The sequence below is a fragment of the Candidatus Amarolinea dominans genome (assembly GCF_016704685.1).
GTDB lineage: Bacteria > Chloroflexota > Anaerolineae > SSC4 > Amarolineaceae > Amarolinea > Amarolinea dominans.
In genome coordinates this window covers 178707-196175 of the sequence record NZ_JADIZS010000004.1, presented here as the reverse complement: position 1 = coordinate 196175, position 17469 = coordinate 178707, and the positions used below count along the sequence as shown (strand labels likewise).

General features: G+C 62.4%; 12 protein-coding genes, 4 tRNA genes and 1 pseudogene. 15 read left to right on the top strand and 2 right to left on the bottom strand.

The features are described from left to right. Positions 1-36 precede the first annotated feature (36 nt). From IPF85_RS04085 to IPF85_RS04015, 15 genes and pseudogenes are all read left to right on the top strand, one after another. Entirely contained in the window at positions 37-1209 is a 1173-nt protein-coding gene (locus tag IPF85_RS04085) for a glycosyltransferase family 1 protein (RefSeq protein ID WP_343406781.1), read from the top strand. Between the two features lie 37 nt (positions 1210-1246). Next, positions 1247-1319: transfer RNA gene (locus tag IPF85_RS04080), tRNA-Thr, on the top strand. Between the two features lie 43 nt (positions 1320-1362). Beyond that, a tRNA-Tyr gene (locus IPF85_RS04075) sits at positions 1363-1448 on the top strand. A 39-nt stretch (positions 1449-1487) separates the two neighbouring features. Further along, positions 1488-1563 (top strand) — tRNA-Thr (locus tag IPF85_RS04070). A 67-nt stretch (positions 1564-1630) separates the two neighbouring features. Then, positions 1631-2828, top strand: a pseudogene (tuf, locus tag IPF85_RS04065) (elongation factor Tu). Between the two features lie 54 nt (positions 2829-2882). Continuing rightward, the gene (gene rpmG / locus IPF85_RS04060; RefSeq protein ID WP_343406780.1) at positions 2883-3047 is read left to right on the top strand and encodes a 50S ribosomal protein L33; all 165 of its coding nucleotides are present in this window, start codon (positions 2883-2885) and stop codon (positions 3045-3047) included. Positions 3048-3131: 84 nt separating this feature from the next. After that, positions 3132-3204: transfer RNA gene (locus IPF85_RS04055), tRNA-Trp, on the top strand. Between the two features lie 130 nt (positions 3205-3334). Further along, positions 3335-3538, top strand: coding sequence for a preprotein translocase subunit SecE (secE, locus tag IPF85_RS04050; RefSeq protein ID WP_343406779.1), 204 nt, complete (start codon positions 3335-3337; stop codon positions 3536-3538). A gap of 46 nt (positions 3539-3584) precedes the next feature. Further along, entirely contained in the window at positions 3585-4217 is a 633-nt protein-coding gene (gene nusG, locus IPF85_RS04045) for a transcription termination/antitermination protein NusG (RefSeq protein ID WP_343406778.1), read from the top strand. Between the two features lie 161 nt (positions 4218-4378). Next, positions 4379-4804 (top strand): 50S ribosomal protein L11, encoded by a 426-nt coding sequence (rplK, locus tag IPF85_RS04040; protein WP_343406777.1) that lies wholly within the window; start codon positions 4379-4381, stop codon positions 4802-4804. Positions 4805-4861: 57 nt separating this feature from the next. Next, positions 4862-5578, top strand: coding sequence for a 50S ribosomal protein L1 (gene rplA / locus IPF85_RS04035; protein WP_343406776.1), 717 nt, complete (start codon positions 4862-4864; stop codon positions 5576-5578). Between the two features lie 254 nt (positions 5579-5832). Next, the gene (rplJ, locus tag IPF85_RS04030; RefSeq protein WP_343406775.1) at positions 5833-6375 is read left to right on the top strand and encodes a 50S ribosomal protein L10; all 543 of its coding nucleotides are present in this window, start codon (positions 5833-5835) and stop codon (positions 6373-6375) included. Positions 6376-6438: 63 nt separating this feature from the next. Further along, entirely contained in the window at positions 6439-6837 is a 399-nt protein-coding gene (rplL, locus tag IPF85_RS04025) for a 50S ribosomal protein L7/L12 (protein WP_343406774.1), read from the top strand. Between the two features lie 155 nt (positions 6838-6992). Further along, positions 6993-12737 (top strand): right-handed parallel beta-helix repeat-containing protein, encoded by a 5745-nt coding sequence (locus IPF85_RS04020; protein WP_343406773.1) that lies wholly within the window; start codon positions 6993-6995, stop codon positions 12735-12737. 130 nt (positions 12738-12867) lie between these two features. Further along, the gene (locus IPF85_RS04015; protein WP_343406772.1) at positions 12868-16653 is read left to right on the top strand and encodes a tetratricopeptide repeat protein; all 3786 of its coding nucleotides are present in this window, start codon (positions 12868-12870) and stop codon (positions 16651-16653) included. Here IPF85_RS04015 and IPF85_RS04010 read toward each other — a convergent pair. Further along, a complete protein-coding gene (locus tag IPF85_RS04010) occupies positions 16628-16933 on the bottom strand; it encodes a hypothetical protein (protein WP_343406771.1) in 306 nt (101 codons plus the stop codon). The genes IPF85_RS04015 and IPF85_RS04010 overlap by 26 nt on opposite strands. Continuing rightward, complete coding sequence (locus IPF85_RS04005) at positions 16881-17402, bottom strand: cyclic nucleotide-binding domain-containing protein (RefSeq protein ID WP_343406770.1); 522 nt, start codon at positions 17400-17402, stop codon at positions 16881-16883. Before IPF85_RS04005 ends, IPF85_RS04010 begins: the two co-directional genes overlap by 53 nt. Between the last annotated feature and the right edge of the window lie 67 nt (positions 17403-17469).

Below are 17469 nucleotides of genomic sequence, written 5' to 3'. Positions count from 1 at the left end.
GACGCCGGCCGATCGTTTTTTGTCACCCAGGTACAGATGACCATCTATCTTGATATGTCAGCCGCCATCAACGGCAAGGCCGGCCTGGGGCGCTACGCCGCCACGTTGGCCGATCATCTCTCGCCGCTGCTGGGCGAGCGCCTGGCGTTTTTCTACAATCGGGCCGGTGCATCAGGCACGGTCAGGCTGCCTGGCGCGGGCACAGCACATCAGGCTCGGCACGTTCGTCTTGGATATAAGCCCTGGCGCCTGGCGGTCTGGCTGGGACAGATGGCGGGGATCGGTTTCGACCGCCTGCTGCCCGCGGCTGAATTATATCACGCTACCGAGCATTTGCTGATGCCGCTGCGCCAGGTGCCCAGCGTGCTCACCGTGCATGACTTGATCTACCACCTGTTGCCGCAGCACCACAAACGCCTGAACTACTGGTTTCTCAACGCGGCCATGCCGCTGTTTTGCCAGCGCGCCAACGCCCTGATTACCATCTCGGAAAACAGCAAGCGCGACCTGGTGCGACTTTATGCGGTGACGCCGCAAAAGGTGCATGTCATCTACGAAGCGGCCGCGCCACACTTTCGCCCGCAGACACCGGAACGCATCACGGCCGTACGTGCGCGCTATCACCTGCCGGCGCACTACATGCTGACCGTCGGCACGATCGAACCGCGCAAGAACCTGGATCGCCTGCTGGATGCGCTGTTGATTCTGCGCCAATCGGGGTTGGATGCCCACCTGGTCATCGTTGGCAGCAAGGGCTGGCTGACGGAAGGCTTCTTTGCCCGCCTGGAGACGCTGCCGCAGCGCGAGGCAGTTCATCTGGCCGGCTTTGTGGCGGATGACGATTTGCCCGCGGTCTACGCAGGCGCGCGCCTGACGGTGCTGGCGTCGGTGTATGAAGGTTTTGGTCTGCCGGTGCTGGAGGGGATGGCCTGCGGGTCGCCGGTGGTGTGCAGCGGGACCGCGAGTTTGCCTGAACTGGGGAGTACGGCGGCTCGATATTTCGATCCCCTCACGGTTGCTGACATCGCGCAGACCCTACAGCGAGTATGGCAGGATGAGGAGGAGCGGCAAGCGATGCGTCAGGCGGGACTTGTGCGGGCCGCGCAATTCTCCTGGGCGCAGACCGCAGCGGCGACCCTGGAGGTGTATCAGCGTGTCATCGAGAGCCGCCGGGATGGGGCGTCAAAAGTAGAACGCCAAAGCATTTGACAGTTCGTTTTCGTCTGGTATAATACCCGATTGCCAGGCCGACGTAGCTCAATCGGCAGAGCAACTCACTTGTAATGAGTAGGTTAGGAGTTCGATTCTCCTCGTCGGCTCTCGTCGAGTCAGAGTGATTGAACGGCCGGTGTAAGTGAATAGGGGCGGATACCCAAGTGGCCAACGGGGGCTGACTGTAAATCAGCTGGCTGACGCCTTCGGAGGTTCGAATCCTTCTCCGCCCACCAGATTAGAGGAGAGAGCGCACGCAGCTCTCTCCTCTACCTGCCCACGTAGCTCAGTCGGTAGAGCACGTTCTTGGTAAGAACGGGGTCACCAGTTCAAGTCTGGTCGTGGGCTCCATAATAACATGCAGCGAGAAATGGACCTGGCGCCAGTGCTCGCAACGGATCAGGAGGCGTAGGATTTCATGGCAAAGGCAGTATTTCAGCGAACGAAGCCGCACATCAACGTGGGGACGATTGGTCATATTGACCACGGGAAGACGAGTTTGACGGCGGCAATCACGAAGGTGTTGGCGCTCAAGGGATGGGCGGATTTTCGTGCATTTGATTCGATTGACAATGCGCCGGAAGAGAAGGCGCGGCATCACGATTGCGATTGCGCACGTTGAATACCAGACAGCGAAGCGGCACTATGCGCACGTAGATTGTCCGGGACATGCGGACTACATCAAGAACATGATCACGGGTGCGGCACAGATGGACGGTGCGATCCTGGTGGTGGCGGCGCCTGATGGGCCGATGCCACAGACGCGGGAGCACATCTTGCTGGCGCGGCAGGTGGAAGTACCGGCGATGGTGGTGTTCCTGAACAAGTGCGACATGATGGACGACGAGGAACTGCTGGAGTTGGTGGAGTTGGAGTTACGGGAGTTGCTGACGAGCCAGCATTTTCCTGGGGACGACATTCCGATCGTGCGTGGCAGTGCGTTGCAGGTGTTGGAATCGAGTTCGAAGGATCCGAATGCGCCGGAGTACAAGTGCATTTGGGACTTGATGCGAGTGGTGGACGAGTACATACCGACGCCGGTGCGTGAGACGGAGAAGCCGTTCCTGATGCCGGTGGAAGATGTGTTTGCGATCAAGGGTCGGGGCACGGTGGTGACGGGACGTATCGAGCGTGGCACAGTCAAGGTGGGCGAAGAGATCGAGATTGTGGGATTGCGAGATACGCGCAAGACGATCGTGACCGGCGTAGAGATGTTCAAGAAGATTCTGGAACGCGGCGAGGCGGGGGACAACGTGGGTTGTCTGCTGCGGGGGATCACGCGCACCGATGTGGAGCGCGGGCAGGTATTGGCCAAGCCGGGTTCGATCAAGCCGCACATGGAGTTCATGGGCGAGGTGTACGTGTTGCGGAAGGAGGAGGGTGGGCGGCACACGCCTTTCTTCAACGGGTACCGGCCGCAGTTCTACATTCGGACGATGGACGTAACCGGGACGTGCGATTTGCCGGAAGGGCTGGAGATGGTCATGCCGGGCGACAACGTGAACCTGAAGATCAAGCTGATCGTACCGGTCGGGTTGGAAGTGGGGTCGCGGTTTGCCATCCGTGAGGGTGGCCGCACCGTTGGCGCCGGCGTCATCACCAAGATGATGAACTAAGGACTTTGCGGTGGCTGCCTTGCCGGCGTCCACTGCCAGACGGGACACAAAATCATGGCGAAAAAAGCGGTACGCACCGTAATTACGTTGGCCTGCACGGAGTGCAAAGAGCGCAATTACGTTTCGGAGAAAAATCGGCGCAACGACCAGGGGCGCATGGAGCTGGCTAAGTACTGCTCCCGTTGTCACAAGCATACGCCCCATCGCGAGACGCGCTAGGGGAGCCGGAAGAACCGGGTTTCCGACGCATCACGAAACCCGGTTTTTCAGCAGCTTCAGGATGTGTTGTCGCTTCGTTTACGAAGGCCAGTAGCTCAATAGGTAGAGCATCGCTCTCCAAAAGCGAGGGTTGCGGGTTCAAGTCCTGCCTGGCCTGCCTAAGTCACTCTTGTTGAGTGTATCGAGACACCACCTCTGTTCCGATCAGTATCTGGCGGAGACTGGTGTCTTGATCTGTAAGAGGCCTGTGATATCGCAACGATGTGAGAAGATTTGTGAATAAACCTGTGACAGTCAACTTAAAAGAGAACCCGCTGATCAAATACTTCAAGGACACGCGGGCCGAGTTGCGCAAAGTGACCTGGCCGACGCGTGAGGAAGCCACTAACCTGACAGTCGTCGTGCTGGCGGTGACTTTCTCGATGGCGTTGATCCTGGGAGCGGTGGACTTCATATTTGCCCAGTTTTTCCGCCTGTTGGTCGGTGGCTGATTCTGTCTGACACAGTTGACCAGGGCACCAAGGTGTGGACCACGCGATGTTGCTAGATTACCTAGATGAACTGAACTTGGACGATGAACCGGTCACCCGGTCCGCTGTCGCGGCCGGCGAAGGCGAGACTGCGGCGACAGAACCAGCGGCAGAGCGCTTCTGGTACGTCATCCACAGCTATTCCGGCTACGAGAACAAGGTTAAGAAAAACCTTGAGCACCGCGCCGCTTCGATGCATGATGTGGGCGGAGATCGTATCTATCAGGTGATCGTTCCGACCGAAGAGGAAGTGGAACTCAAGGACGGCAAACGCCGTACCATCGAGCGCCGGGTTTTTCCGGGCTACATCCTGGTTGACATGATCATGGATGAAGATTCGTGGTACGTCGTGCGCAACACCCCTGGGGTGACCGGCTTCGTCGGCATGGGCAACAAACCAACCGCCCTGAGCCAGGAAGAAGTGGACAAGATCATGCGCCGCATCGAGGATGTGGCGCCCAAGATCAAGATCAGCTTCAAGATCGGCCAGAAAGTGCGCCTTGTGGGTGGGCCGTTTGCCGATTTCACTGGCGCCGTGGACGAAATCTCACTGGAAAAAGGCAAGGCGCGTGTCATGGTGTCGTTCTTTGGCCGGGAAACACCGGTTGAAGTTGACTTCCTACAGCTTGAAAAAGTTTGACGTCCGGGTGATGGCATAGCGCACGAGCCATAAGGGAACGAGGTGCGGCCCACTGTGATGGGCGCCGCACCTTTGTTTTGACAGACGGTTTTTCTTGACAACAGTCTTGACAAGCACGTAGTAGGAAAGGGTTTGTTGAAAGGAAGTCGAAAGGAAGTCGCATGGCGAAAAAAGTCAAAGCAATCGTTAAGCTCCAACTGAACGCCGGCAAGGCGAACCCGGCGCCGCCGGTGGGACCGGCGCTTGGTCAACACGGTGTCAACCTGATGGCCTTCTGCAAGGAGTACAACGCGCGTACCGCTGCCCAAACCGGCATGATCATCCCGGTGGAAATTACCGTCTTTCAGGACAATTCGTTTACGTTTGTCACGAAGACACCACCGGCGGCCGATCTCCTGAAGAAGGCAGCCAATGTGGCCAAAGGCTCGGCTACGCCGAACAGCAAGGCCAGCGGCAAAATTACGCGCACCCAACTGCGTGAAATCGCCGAAACCAAGATGAAAGACCTGAACGCCAATGATCTGGCGGCTGCCATGAAGATGATCGAAGGCACCGCGCAGAGCATGGGTATCACGGTTGTCGAATAATCCATTGTCACACGTGGGAGAAGAAGACCTCTTCGCTTGCACCACAGGAGTCTCAATATGCCTAAGCACGGAAAGAAATACATCGCCGCGGCGGCCAAAGTAGATCGCAATCAGTATTACACGCCGCAGGATGCCATCAACCTGGCCAAAGAAACAGCCTTTGCCAAGTTCGATTCCACAGTCGAAATTCATCTGCGTATGGGTGTTGATCCGCGCCACGCCGATCAGCAAGTCCGTGGCGTTGTGGTCATGCCAGCCGGTAGCGGCAAGCAGGTACGCATCCTCGCCTTTGCCGATGGTGACGGGGCGCGCTTCGCCTCCGAAGCCGGTGCTGATTTCGTCGGCGCCGATGACATGATCAAGAAGATCCAGGATGGCTGGCTTGACTTCGACCTGGTGTTGGCGACACCCCAGGTCATGGGCAAGGTTGGCCGTCTCGGCAAGATTCTCGGCCCGCGTGGTCTGATGCCCAGCCCGAAAACCGGCAGCATTGTGCAGCCCGAAGACCTGCCGCGCGTCATCAAAGAAGCGCGCCAGGGCCGTGTGGAGTTTCGCGTGGACAAGACGTCCAACATTCATATGCCGGTGGGCAAGACCAGCTTTACGCCTGACCAATTGCTCGAAAACTTGTCGGCCATCATGGACGCGATTGTGCGCGCCAAGCCGGCTGCGGCCAAGGGCATCTATGTCCGCCGCGTCACGTTGACAACAACCATGGGCCCCGGTATTCGCATGGACGCCAACCTGGCCTCCAGTCTGAAACCGACAGCCTGATTCTTTTACGAATCCTAACGCATGAGCCGATGACCGCAGGTAGTTGTGTGCTTGCCAGCCAAGCCAAACGTAAACCCTGCTGAGGCGAAGCTGCACGTCAATGAATCCTGCACTCTCTGCCCTGCACAGAGAGCGCCCGGGTTTGTGCGCCTTCGTGTCCTGCGGCACGAAGGTTTTTTTGTTGATAGCAGGCCATGCCTGGCGCGATGCGTATCGTTGCACCGGCCATGGCCATGATGTAATCGTGAGAGGGGGTGACTCGATTGCCGCTGACTCGAAAAGAAAAGCAGAAGTTTATTGATCAGTACGCGGAGCGCTTGCAGAAGAGCCGGGCCATAGTGGTGCTGCGCAACAAGGGCCTGACCGTGGCTGAAATCACCGCGCTGCGCAAGAAGTTGCGCGACGCAGACGCGACGTTCCAGGTGACCAAGAACACACTGTTCAAGATCGCACTGAAGGACAGCCAGTTCCCGGTGCCAGACGAGATGTTTGCCGGTATGGTGAGCGTCTGTTACTTTGCAGGCCCGATTGCAACGTCTACCAAGCATCTGCTCGCTGTGATCAAGGAGCAGAAGAAGTTGGAGCTTATTGGCGCGCTCCTGCCCGATGACATATTCGGGGCCGATGAGGTCAAGCGCCTGGTGGATCTGCCGACCCGTGAGCAGTTACTGGCGCAGTTGCTGGGCGCCGTGCAGGGACCGGCAACCAACCTGGTTGGTGTGCTGCAAGCGCCGTTGCGCGAAATCATCACGGTTCTCTACGCACGTTCAGAACAGGCAGAAGAAAACGCTGCCTGACGCGACCGTAGATTCGAACCCTTAGAACAACCTTTTGAAATGCACGAGGAGATCATCAGAATCATGTCCGACAAATTGCAGAAACTGGTCGAAGAGCTGGATGCTCTGACCCTCAAAGAAGCCGCTGAACTGTCCAAAATCCTGCAGGAGCATTGGGGCGTCAGTGCCGCGGCGCCGATGGCTGCAGGTATGATGGCCGCGGCCGGCGCTGCGGCGCCGGTGGCGGAAGCCCCCCCGGTGGTGGAAGAGCAGACCGAGTTCGATGTGGTCCTCAAGGACATCGGCGCCAAGAAGATCAACGTCATCAAGGCAGTCCGCCAGGTCACCAGCCTGGGCCTGAAGGAAGCCAAGGACCTGGTCGAGTCGGCGCCCGCGACCATCCTGGCTGCGGTCACCAAAGAAGTGGCCGCCAACGCCAAGCAGATCATCGAGGCCGAAGGCGCTGTGGTAGACGTCAAGTAATCACGCTGGGTACACAGACAAGAAGGGCCGCCAGGTTACACCTGGCGGCCCTTCTTGTTACCGATGCCTGCTCCCCGCCGCTCACAGCCGCCCCTTCGGCAACGGCGTTTAGCAAAATTCGACTTTGGTGGTATCATAAATCTGGAGAAAAGCGCATGAATCCGTGGTTTTATTCTAGCTATCCGAATCATTCTAAGAGGCAGCCCATCCGCGCCGCATGGCTGCTCGTGGCTTGCGCTGTGGCGATACTGGTCCTGGGCGTCAACCTGGGCAGCCCGGCCATGAGCGCCCGTGCCAACAGCGATTGCCCCGGGCCAGACCAGCCCGGTGCCCGCTGTGATGTGGACACACCCCAGGGCGGCTTCGTTTTTACGGTCACCACCACCGACGATACAAGCACCGGCGTATGCGATATTGTGGAACCCTGCTCGTTGCGCGATGCGATTGAGGCGGCCAACAGTCACCCCAACGTCGGCGTGCCCGATGAGATTCATTTTGCCATTCCCGGTTCTGGTGTACAGACCATCACGCCCAGCACCGGACTTCCGCACGTCACAGATCCGGTCATTATCAACGGCCTGACTCAGCCCGGCGCCAGTTGTGCATCCTGGCCGCCCACCTTGCTCATCGAAGTGAACGGCAGCGCCGTGTCACAAACATCGGGGTTGACGCTGGTGGGTGACAGCACGCTGATGGGTCTGGTGATCAATCGCTTCGATCAGGATGGGGTTGAGTTGCGCTTCGCAGGAAACAACACGCTGTACTGCAACTTCATCGGCACGGACGCCAGCGGCCTGGAAGGGTTGGGCAACAGCGGCAGCGGCGTGCTGGTCCGGTCAGACAACAACGTCATCGGCGGCGAGACGCCTGATCGCCGCAATTTGCTGGCCGGCAACCTGGGCGACGGCATCACACTCTACGCCAGCCCAAAGGCGGGTCACCTGGCTGCAGGCGCCGCGCCCGCTGAGCCAGGCACGTCTGGCAACCTGGTGCAGGGCAACTTCATCGGCGCCAACGTGAGCGGCGCTGCGCCCCTCGGCAATCAAGCCAACGGTATCGGGATTCTCGCCGCGTCCGACAACACCATTGGCGGCACGACGCCAGGCGCGGAGAATGTCATTTCCGGTAATGCGCAGCATGGCATCCTGCTGTCATGGTTCTGGGCCAACGGTAACGTGATCCAGGGTAACCGGATCGGCAGCGATGTGGGCGGCTACGCGCCGGTGGGCAACGGCGGCAGCGGTATCTACTTCGAAGATGCCAGCAGCAATACGGTTGGTGGCCTGGCGGCGGGCGAGGGCAATCGGATCGCTTTCAATGGCAGCGACGGCATCACCGTGCTCAACGGCTATGAGAATTCCTTTCTTGGCAACCGGATCGAACTGAACGATGGCTTGGGCATTGACCTCGACGGCGACGGGCCGACCCTCAACGATATCGGCGATGCCGATGAGGGCGCGAATTATGACCAGAATTACCCGTTAGTTTTTAGCGCCGTGCCGGATGATCTCACCACCCTGATCAGCGGACGCCTCGATACCCAGGCCGAGCAGACGTTCACCCTGGAATTCTTCGACAACATCGCCTGTGACGCCAGCACCTATGGCGAAGGCGGCCTTTCGCTCGGCGCCACCACCGTCAGCACGGATCTGTCTGACAGCGTGGCCTTTTCGATGACTGCGCCGCTGGCGGTGCCGCTGAATCATTTCATCACCGCCACCGCCACCGACAGCAACGGTAACACCTCGGAATTCGGACCGTGCCAGGCCGTCGGCCCCAACAACGTCACCTGGCCGCTGGCCTATCGCCTTCCCCTGTCCGCACCGCCAGCCCCGGACGCTTCGACGCTGCAGGGCGAGATAGACCAATATCTGAGCCGGCCGGGACAATCGCGCTGGTACAAGATCAGGGTCACGCCCCAGAGTAAGCTGACGGTGACGCTGACCGACCTGCCCGCAAACTATGATTTGACCCTCTTCAAGGATATTGCCCAGGTCTACCAGGCGCTGAACCCGCCCGCTTCGCTGACCGACCTGGCGCAACTGGGCGCTGAATTCGCGCCGGACGCGTTCAGCCCGGATGTCTACAGCCCGGATGTCTACAGCCCGGATGTCTACAGCCCCGACATGTACAGCCCGGATGTCTACAGCCCGGATGTGTACAGCCCGGATGTCTACAGCCCGGACGTGTACAGCCCGGATGTCTACAGCCCGGATGTCTACAGCCCGGATGTCTACAGCCCGGACGTGTACAGCCCGGATGTCTACAGTCCGGACGTGTACAGCCCCGATGTCTACAGCCCGGATGTCTATTCGCCGGATGCGGATGCCTACGCCAGCGCGCAGGTTCGCAGCGTGATCGCCGTGGCCGGCTTCGAGGGCACCGCCAGCGAAGGCATCTCCATCAACACGTGGGACAACAGCAGCGATTTTTACATCCGTGTGCGCGGACGCAATGGCGCTTTCAGCCCCACCCAGGCCTTCCACCTGGAGGTGACGCTGCTATCTGATGTCTGCGACGGGGTGACTTCCGACCTGCCGCCGTCCAGCCTGACTGCGACGGCCGGTAATTTCCAGACCCTGATCCTGACCGACCGCGCACGCCTGGCCGCCAGCGACCCCTTGACGCCAACCCTGCGCGCCAGGCTGCTGACGTTGGCCGCGCGCCCAGAAGTCAGCGCTGAGATCATCAACGTAGACGCCGACGCACGCGTGGCGGCCGCCAACGCGCAGGCCGATGCCTACCCAGCCTGTCCGGCGGCCAAGAACCTGGTGGCCGACGCCATCAAGACCGTGGTAGATCGCTATCGCCTCGTCAACCCGCTGGCCTACGTGGTGTTGGTGGGCAACGATGACGTCATTCCCTTCTTCCGCCATCCTGACCATGCCCTGCTCGCCAGCGAACGCAACTACGTGCCGCCGGTGCGTGACAGCTCGGCCTCACAGGCCAGCCTGCGCCTGGGTTATCTGCTCAGCCAGGACGACTACGGCGCGGCCATCGAACTGAACCACAAGGTGAGCACCTTCCCGCTGCCTGACCTGGCCGTGGGACGCCTCGTCGAAACACCGGCCGAAATCATCGGTATGCTCGACGCCTACCTTTCCACGGCCGCCGGTGTGGTGGACACGCCCACCGCGTCCCTCGTTACCGGCTATGACTTCCTGACCGACAGCGCCCAGGCGGTACAGGCAGCCTTCGAGGCCGGCATCGGCGCCGCCGCCGACACCTTGATTGCCCCGGCCAACCAATCGCCGGCCGATCCGGACGCGTGGACGGCCACCGATCTGCGCGCCAGCCTCTTGAGCAACCGCCATGATCTGATCTTCCTGGCCGGCCACTTCAGCGCCGGCAGCGCCCTGGCCGCGGACTATACCACCCGCCTGCTCGCTTCTGAGGTCGCGTCGGCCACCGTTGATCTGCAAAACGTCATCCTGTTCAGCGCAGGCTGTCATTCGGGTTACAGCCTGGTCAACGCCCACGGCATCGCCGGCATCTCCCCGCAACCGGACTGGGCGCAGGCGTTTGCACGCCAGCGCGTCACCTTCATCGGCGGCACCGGCTACCAGTATGGCGATACCGATTTCATCGCATACAGCGAAAAACTGTACACCGAGTTCAGCCGCGCCCTCCTGGCCGGCAGCGGGCCGGTGCCCGTGGGCAAAGCCCTGGTCGCGGCCAAGCAGGCTTACCTGGCTACCACTCCTTCCCTGCGTGGCATTGACCAGAAAGCGCTCCTGATCGCCACCCTGTTCGGCCTGCCCATGCTCAGCGTTGACTTGCCCAATGGACGCGGCACGCCGGCCGCCCCGCCCTCGATCGTCGGCGCCACCGCCGGCCTTGCCACTGACCCCGGCCTGACCCTGGGCCTGAGCTTTGCTGATGTGACGATCACCCCCACCCTCAGCCTGCAAACCAAAATTCTCAACATCAACTCGACCGACGTCACGGTGACGGCTGCCTACCTCACCGGCGCCGATGGCGTTGTCGTCTACCCCGCGGAGCCGGTCCTGCCCCTGGAAGCGCGCAACGTCCATGTCAACGGGCAGGTGTTGCGCGGTGTGGGCTTCCGCGGCGGCCGCTACACCGACCTGAACGACATCTTGCCCCTGACCGGCGCCGCCGCCACCGAGGTGCGCGGGGTACATATCCCGTTCTTCAGCGATTCTTTCTACCCGGTCAAGCCCTGGGACGCCAACTACTTCGATGTGCTGGCCAACGGCGCGGCCGGCCGAATGTCGCTCCTGCTGCGCCCCGCGCAGTTCCGCGCCGCGTCATCCACAACGCCCACCGGCACCTTGCGCCGCTACGACGCCCTGGACTTCCGCCTGTTCTACAGCGCCAACACCACCGTCTACCCCACACCGGAGGCGCCCGCGGCAGCAAGCGGTCCCTGGGGGGCAACGCGACTGCTGACGACCACCGGCAACATTCCGGCCCTGGCCTCACCGCCCACCATCGTGCGCGTCACCAGCACCCCCGACCTGGCCCAGGTCAGCTTCCAGGCCACCGTCATCGGCGACCCGGCTGCCGGTATTCAGGCTGTGTGGGTCACTTACACGGCCATAGACGGCCCGCTGTTCGGTCAATGGCAGTCGTTCGACCTGGCGCAAAGCCCGACCGACTCGACGCTGTGGGAAGGCACGCTGGCTCTCCCCTACCCGGACCCATCGAACCTGCGCGCGCTGGTTCAGGCGGTCAATGGCGTTGGCCTGGTCTCCCTGGTGACCGATGTCGGCTCCTATCTGACCCCTGGCAGTGATCCAGGCGCACCGCCCCCCACCTATCCGGTTTCAACCACCATCGCGCTGATCGCGCCGCCGGGCAGCGGCCCCTACGGCACAGAACTGCCCTTCACGGCTGAGCTGACCAGCCTGGGCGCTCCGCTGCCTCTGCAGCCGTTGATCTTCAGCCTGGGCACACAAGTTCGCCAGGGCGTAACCGATGGCAACGGCCGCGGCGTTGTCAACCTTTCGCTGTTCGGCTTGCCCGGCGAAAGCCAGGTGCGCGTGACGTTTCCCGGCACGCTCACCGCTGCCCCCGCGTCCGCCAGCGCACCGTTCACCATCTTCAAGCAGGACACATCGCTCGTCTTCTCACCCACCGTGGTCGCCGGGCAGTATAGCGATCCCATCAACGTCCTGACTGAGCTGCGCGACGCCAGCGGGCGCCGCCTCGCCTCCAAGACCGTCTTCTTCCTGGCGGAGTCTGAATCGCTGCGGGCGTCAGCGCCGCTCACACCGGCCAGCGATCCGCAGGCCAAACCGATCATCACCGACTACAGCGGCCGCGCCCCGTTGGGCGACCTGCCCGCGCCGGCGGGCAGCTACACGCTGAGCGTCTACTTTGTGGGTGACATCCCGCTGGGTAACGGTCAGATACTCAGCCTGGATGATCTGCGCTACAACGCCACGACGGCCGCGACCGCCATGATCCTGAGCGCCGAAGATGCCAGCGTCACCTACACTGGCGCGGTGACCGGCGCAGTGGGCTTGCCGCTGACCCTGGCCGCCAGCGTGACGCAGGCGGATGACGGGGCGCCGGGCGATCTGACCCAGGCCATCGTGCGGTTCGACCTGGATCTGCTCAACCACCCGCAGAGCTTCTACCTGGCGCCGGTTGGCCCTGACGGCGCCGCCATCATCACCATCACAGCCCCGGCGGCCGGGACGTACCAGGTCACCACCGCCGTGGTGGGCGGCTACTTCACCTCCCCGGTCACGGCCGGCCCGACGATCATCATCTCGGAGCCAACCGCCATCAGACTGGACGCCCTAAGCTTCGATCCTGGCCTTGCCGACCTGGCCGGCCTGGCCGGTCGTTGGACCCTGTTGGCGGTTGCTTTGCTGGCCCTGCTCAGCGGCGGTTGGCTGCTGCGCGGGCGTAAGCAGCGTCTTATGTAGGTCATCGCCTCCGACGTGACATGATTCGGGCAATGCGGGCCAACCTCCCGAACTTGATCGGGAGGTTGGCTCGCCCCAACGGCGCCGTCACAGCGGAGCTGTGACCTACAGGCAGAGCTGGAATTTTTGGATGCAGACACCGATCGAGCTTCAAGCTGTTTACATCCCCATGGATCGGCGCCAGGCTATGGTGGCTGGCGTTACCTTGCCGGAACAGACCACCGGCGCGGCGCTGTTTGTTGACATCTCTGGCTTCACGCCGCTGACCGAAGCGCTGGTGGAGATCCTCGGCCCTCAGCGCGGCGCGGAGGAGTTGACGCGCTACCTGAACCAGGTCTACGACACGTTGATTGCCGAACTCGATCGCTTTGGCGGCAGCGTCATCGGCTTTAGCGGTGACGCCATCACCTGTTGGCTCGACGGCGACCAGGGGCGCCGGGCGACGGCTTGCGCCCTGGCGATGCAGGAAGCCATGCGCCCGTTTCAGTCTGCGCCCCTGCCGAACACCGGAGCCATTTCCCTGGCCGTCAAAGCAACGGTCGCGGTCGGCCCGGTACACCGCTTTGTGGTCGGTGATCCTGCTTTGCAGGTGATTGATGTCCTGTCAGGCATAACCCTCAACCACCTCGCACAGGCTGAACACCACGCTGAAAAAGGGGAGGTGCTCCTCACGGCGGCTGCTGCCGCGGCCGTCGGTGACGCGGTGATCTTCAGCGCATGGCGTGAGACGCTGCACACCGACGCCCAGGATGAGGCGCCACCGGCTCGCTTTGGGGTCGCTGCCGGCCTACGCGAACCGGTCGAACCACAACCCTGGCCTCTGCTGGCCGCAGACGCGCTGAGCGCGGCGCAGGTGCAACCCTGGCTGCTGCCGGCTGTCTACGAGCGCCTGCGCACCGGCGGCGGTGAGTTTCTGGCCGAGCTGCGGCCGGCGGTGTCGCTCTTTCTGCGTTTTGGCGGCCTCGATTACGATCACGATCCATCGGTACGCGACAAGCTCGATCAATTCATCCGTGGGGTGCAGCGTTTGTTGACGCGCTACGCGGCCACGCCGCTGCAAATTGTCGTCGGCGACAAGGGCAGCTATCTGTACATCGCCTTTGGCGCGCCGCACGCGCATGAAGACGACGCCGCGCGTGCCCTGGCGGCCGCGCTGGAGCTGCGCGCCCTGGCCGCGTCGCTGGACTATCTGACCCCGGTGCAAATTGGCATCGCGCGTGGGCGTATGCGCACGGGCGCCTACGGCGGCGTCACCCGCCGCACCTATGGCGTCATGGGCGACGCGGCCAATGTGGCCGCGCGCCTGATGCAGGCCGCCAAACCAGGGCAAATCCTGGTCACCGATGCGGTGCAAGCCGCAGCCGGCGCCAGCTTCGCCTGGGAAGAGCTGCCGGCCATTCGGGTCAAAGGTAAGTCGTTGCCCATTGCCATCGCCAGCCTGCTTGGGCGGCGGCAGAAGCCGGCTGTGGGTACGCACGAGGCCGCGTATGCCCTGCCCATGGTGGGACGCGTGGCGGAACTCGCCTTGATCGAGACACGGTTGGCCGCCGCGCATGAAGGGCACGGCCAGATCATTGCCATCGCGGGCGTAGCGGGCATGGGCAAATCACGCCTGGTGGCCGAAGTCATACGCCGCGCCCGCGCGCTTGGATTCGCTATTTTTGCTGGCGAGTGCGAATCCTACGGCACCAACAGCAGCTACCTGGTGTGGCAGAATATCTGGCGTGGGCTGTTGGCGGTGGACGCGGGCGCGTCGGACGAAATGCGGGGAGATGGCGGTAACGGAGCCGTAGGCCCTGTGACCCACGCGACTTCACGCCAGATCGAACTGCTGGCAGCGACCCTGCGCCAGCTTGATCCGACCCTCGTCCCCCGCTTGCCCTTGCTGGGCCGGCTGCTCAACCTGCCCATCCCCGACAACGATCTGACGCACACGTTCGATGCCAAGCTGCGCAAAACCTCGCTGGAGGCCTTGCTTGTGGACTGCTTGCGCGGATTGGCCGCCAGCACCCCGCTGACGATCATCCTGGAAGACGCACACTGGATGGATGCGCTCTCACAGGACTTGCTGGAGGCGCTGGGGCAGGCGCTGGACAATTTGCCGGTGCTGCTGGTGCTGACCTATCGCCCGCCCGACCTGGCGCAGGAACAGGCGCCGCGGCTCAGCCGGCTCCCGCTCGTCACCCGGATTGCCCTGGGCGAATTTTCGCCCGCCGAAGCTGCCCACCTGATCGCACTCAGAGTCGGCCACCGTGGGCAGGCAGGGGGCGCCGCGCCCCTGCATCCTGACGACCTGCCTGCTGCCCTGGTCGAGCGTATCCTGGAACGAGCCGATGGCAACCCGTTTTATATCGAGGAGTTGCTGAACTACATCCAGGCGCGCGGGATCGCGTTCGATGATGCCCAATCTCTCGCCCAGCTCGATCTGCCGGTCAGCCTGCACAGCCTGATCCTGAGCCGCATTGACCAACTGAGCGAAAGTCAGCAAATCACCCTCAAGGCGGCAAGTGTCATCGGCCGCCTGTTTGGCACGCGTCTGTTGTGGGGTGTGCATCCCAGCCTGGGAGCGCACGACCTTGTGCAGCGCGATCTGGAGACGCTGGCAAGCCTGGGCCTGATGGCGCTGGAGCGTACGGAGCCGGACACGGTCTATTTCTTCAAGCATGTCGTCACACAGGAAGTGGCGTATGAGAGCCTGCCCTATGCCACCCGCGCCATGCTCCACGACCAGTTGGGGCGTTTTGTGGAGGAGACCTATCACGAGGCACTCGATCCGCATCTTGATCTCCTGGCCTTTCACTACGCACGCAGCAACAACGAGGCGAAACAGCGTGAGTATCTGCTGAGGGCCGGCCAGGCCGCGCAGGCGCGCTATGCCAACAGCGCGGCCATTGATTATTACCAGCGAGTGTTGCCCATTCTCGCTCGCGGCCAAAAAGTGGACGTTTTGCTCAGCCTGGGCCAGGTTCTCGAATTGACGGGCAACTGGCGCGGCGCCAGTGATCTCTATACGGAGGCGTTGGGGCTGGCCGCGGACCTGGACGATCTCCTGACACAGGCCTGGTGCCAAATTCGCCTGGGCGAAAATTGCCGCAAGCAGGCCCGATTTGGCGAGGCATGGGAGTGGTTGGCGGCCGCGCGGCGCGGCTTCGAGGCGCTGGCAGACAAGGACGGCCTGGGTCAGGCGCTGCACTACCTGGGCACCCTGGCCGATCAACAGGGCGATTATGCCGGGGCGCAGGCCCATTACCTGGAAAGCCTGGCCCTGCGGCGTGCCGTGGGCGACCAGCCGCGCGTCGCCAGCCTGCTCAGCAACCTGGCGATTGTGGCGCGGCGCCAGGGCAATCTGGCAGAGGCGCGGCGCCTGCACGGGGAGAGCCTGACCATCCGCCGCGGCTTCGGTGATCGCTGGGCCATCGGGGTCTCTCTCAATAACCTGGGCAATGTCCTGCTTGACCTGGGCAACGACCGCGAGGCGGCGCTATGCTTCGAGGAGGCGTTGGCGCTCATGCGCCAGGTGGGTGATCGCTGGACGATTGCCAATTTCCTGAACAACCTGGGCAACGCGGCACGCGGCCAGCGTGACGATGACCGCGCGCACGCCCTGTACCGCGAAAGTTTGCTCATCTACCGTGGGTTCGGGGACAAATGGGCGTTGGCCTATCTGCTGGAGGATATTGGCAGTTTACTGGCGCTCGAAGGCAAGCCAACCCACGCCCTGCGCCTGATCGGCGCGGCCGCGGCCCTGCGTGCCGCCATCGGCGTTCCGCTCTCGGGCGCGGAGCAGGCGCGCTTGGATCGCTTGCTGGCGCCTGCACTCAGCCACCTTGCGGGGTGGGACCAGGCCAGGGCGCTGGCGGACGGGCGGGCGCTGCCACAGGCGGACGCCATCAGCGAGGCGCTGGATCAACTGTAGAAGGGGCGGCCCGGCTGCTGCCTGCGCGGCGGTCACGCCGCCACTGGCCTGCCTTCTCCTGCAAGCGACGAAAGGCGTCGGTCTCGGTAATTTCCGCAACCTGCCGCGCCTTCTTGGCCTCGTCAATCTCGATGATCAGCGCCTGCACCTGTTGGCGCAAACTGGTCTCACGCGCGATGACCTCTTCTGCCATGTGTTGAAAAGCCCGCGCCAGTTGCCCCAGCGGGTCATAGCGTTCGGCCAGGTCCGCGATGGATGGAAGCGATGGAAGCCGGATCATAGCTGTTGTTCTCCAGCGCCGCCGCGGCCGCCGTCATGCGACCGATGTGCTGCAAATAGACAAAGTCCTGCGCCATGTCGCGCAGGCGAGCACGCAAGTATTGGCACAGCACGTTGATGATGGCAAAACCGATCTCAGGCTGCGCGTCCATCAGGGCTTGAAAAGGCGCCTCGTCCAGGCGCAGTAGTTGCGTCGGCTCGATGGCGGTGACCGAGGCCACGCGCCCGGCATCGTCCAGGATTGCCATTTCGCCCACAACCGCACCGGCCCACAGGTCATTCAGCACACGCTCGCCATCATGCACACGCACGCGGCCCTTCACCACGATGTACATACAATCGCCGGGGTCGCCGCGGGCAAAGAGCAGTTGGCCGGCGGCCAGGCTTTGCGGGCGCAGAAGATCGGCCACATCTTCCAGGGCTTCGTCGGTCGTCGTCATGAAGATCGTGGTTGTGCGCAGGATCGCCATGATGTCCGCTTTGGACAACAGTTCAGCGCGACGATCACTTGCATTGCATTGCTCACCTGACTGGCGC